The organism is Rhodopirellula maiorica SM1 (assembly GCF_000346295.1).
Taxonomy (GTDB): Bacteria; Planctomycetota; Planctomycetia; order Pirellulales; family Pirellulaceae; genus Novipirellula; species Novipirellula maiorica.
In genome coordinates this window covers 1-1,857 of sequence record NZ_ANOG01000039.1, presented here as the reverse complement: position 1 = coordinate 1,857, position 1,857 = coordinate 1, and the positions used below count along the sequence as shown (strand labels likewise).

The following is a 1,857-nucleotide window of genomic DNA, read 5'->3' as shown; positions in this document are numbered from 1 at the left end:
GACAAAAATCTGAAGAATCGATTCGGGAGATCCCGATGCTGACTGTTTCCTACCCTGAACCCCTCTTTTTGCCCCCGATGTTTTTGCCGGTAATACAGGGGAAAAAATGTTTCGAAAACGCAACCTATTCCATGCCGACGAACGATGGTGTTCACGCGGTGGCGATCCACGACCATCTTCCTGCCAGCTCCGACCTTCGACCGAACCAATCAACGCCAGTCGACTGGGCATCGACGGACGGTGAGAACGGTAGCGATGTGCGGGCGGCGACACAAGATTGTCCATTCGCAAACACGCTGACGCCACTCTGGTCCAACGGAGTGTGTGCCCTATGCGTTGCCAAGTGTTTCGATATGGTGCACCAAGTCGGTCCATGCATCCGCGACCCGTTGCCGTTCTGCATCGTCACTTCCAAAGCGACGAATATTATCGCGAACGAATTCAGCAAGTTCAACAATCGGAGTCGCGATAGGCTTTAGGCGATTGACCGTATCGGAGTCAAATTGTGCCCGAATACACTGGGCGATGATCCACGATTCCCAATCGTCGTCGTTCTCCTCATCTGGCACGCTGCGGAGGTAGTCGTCGAGGACTGGGAAGTAGAACAGGAACGCGTTGGTCCCCATGAACATGAAATCTTCTTGATAGAAGAGAGCGTTCTCAGCGAATCGCGTCTTAGCTTCATCAAGTGCCAGTCCACCGAAGTGCTCCCACGCGCAGTTCTGATCGAGGTCCTCGGAGTGCGTTACAAAGTCGGCCTTTATTGGCAATCGCTGGGCCATCCATTTGCGAGAGCGTTTTGACATTGATTTCAGATTCCGCCGGATTCGCCGCTCCGGTGCAGTACGCCCAGCATGGGCGTGATCTTGTGGGGTGCCCCCATTCCAAAAGTCAGTCCCCTGTACTTGTTCCGGTCTCTTTGGATGAGTCAGTATACCAAATGAAATTCTAACGACAGAACAGCCCGAGACCCCTTTGCTTAAAAGGCGGCGGAGGTGTCGATCGATGCTCGTGGCAACCTGCGAATGTAACCGAAAATCTGGCTAGCCGCCGGGAACGGATCCGGACGGGTAACAACCGAATCGGGCGAACTCAAGAGCTAAAACCGTCGTCAGACACATTCACGCGGCAGACCCGCGTTTGTTGCAAGCAGAAACCCGCCTGCGCGGACGACACTTCCCAGTCGCAACGCGACGACAAGTGGTAGCCCCGGACGTGAGTCCGGGGATCAGCGTTATAGTAGCCACCACAGAGTCGCGAAGCGACGGCAGGAGTCACTACGGAAAAGGAGGACAATCGATTAAAACATGGGATGTTAGAAAATGGAAGATGCATGAAGGTTTCTTGCCTCAGCCCAGCATCAATCGGTCTCAAGATCTTTTTGCCACCCATCTTTTTGCCGGTCCTTTCCGCCGGGTGACCCTCGAGCGGCATTTACCTAGAGGCTACCTACATCGGCCCGCTCATCCTTCCTGACATCCGGTCAAAAGAAGGCAACCGAAGGTTGCGGCAGGAAAATGAATGGGGCAGGAACATGTCTGAACCCGAAGAAACTGGTAATTGGTGCCAGCACAAATGTTGACGCATGATTTCTTCAATCAGCACGTTCCGGGATTCCATCTGCGAATCATTCGGCATGCAATGACCTCTTTAGGCGAACGCCGGTGGTCACACGGCGGCGATCCAAGTTGTTGCGATCACGAAGAGACGTTGCCGCCGCTCGCGTGCACCACATGGTTCTTGCCCCGTGCCTGGGTTGCGGACGACTCGCAATCCGGTGTGGATCCGCAGATCCTTAGAATAGCGATCTTAGAGAGGCGATTCAAACACTCCCCAACATTTTCCTGCCAACATCTT

1 protein-coding gene is annotated in these 1,857 nt (G+C 54.0%); it reads right to left on the bottom strand.

Translation table 11 applies throughout. The annotated features are described in order from the left end of the window. Nucleotides 1-329: 329 nt before the first annotated feature. Nucleotides 330-806, bottom strand: a complete 477-nt coding sequence (locus RMSM_RS01355) for a hypothetical protein (RefSeq protein ID WP_008690386.1) — start codon at nucleotides 804-806, stop codon at nucleotides 330-332. Nucleotides 807-1,857: the final 1,051 nt, after the last annotated feature.

Excerpts from the sequence above, each read along its gene's own strand:
- RMSM_RS01355 (WP_008690386.1), bottom strand. The coding sequence starts at position 806 with ATGTCAAAACGCTCTCGCAAATGGATGGCCCAGCGATTGCCAATAAAG.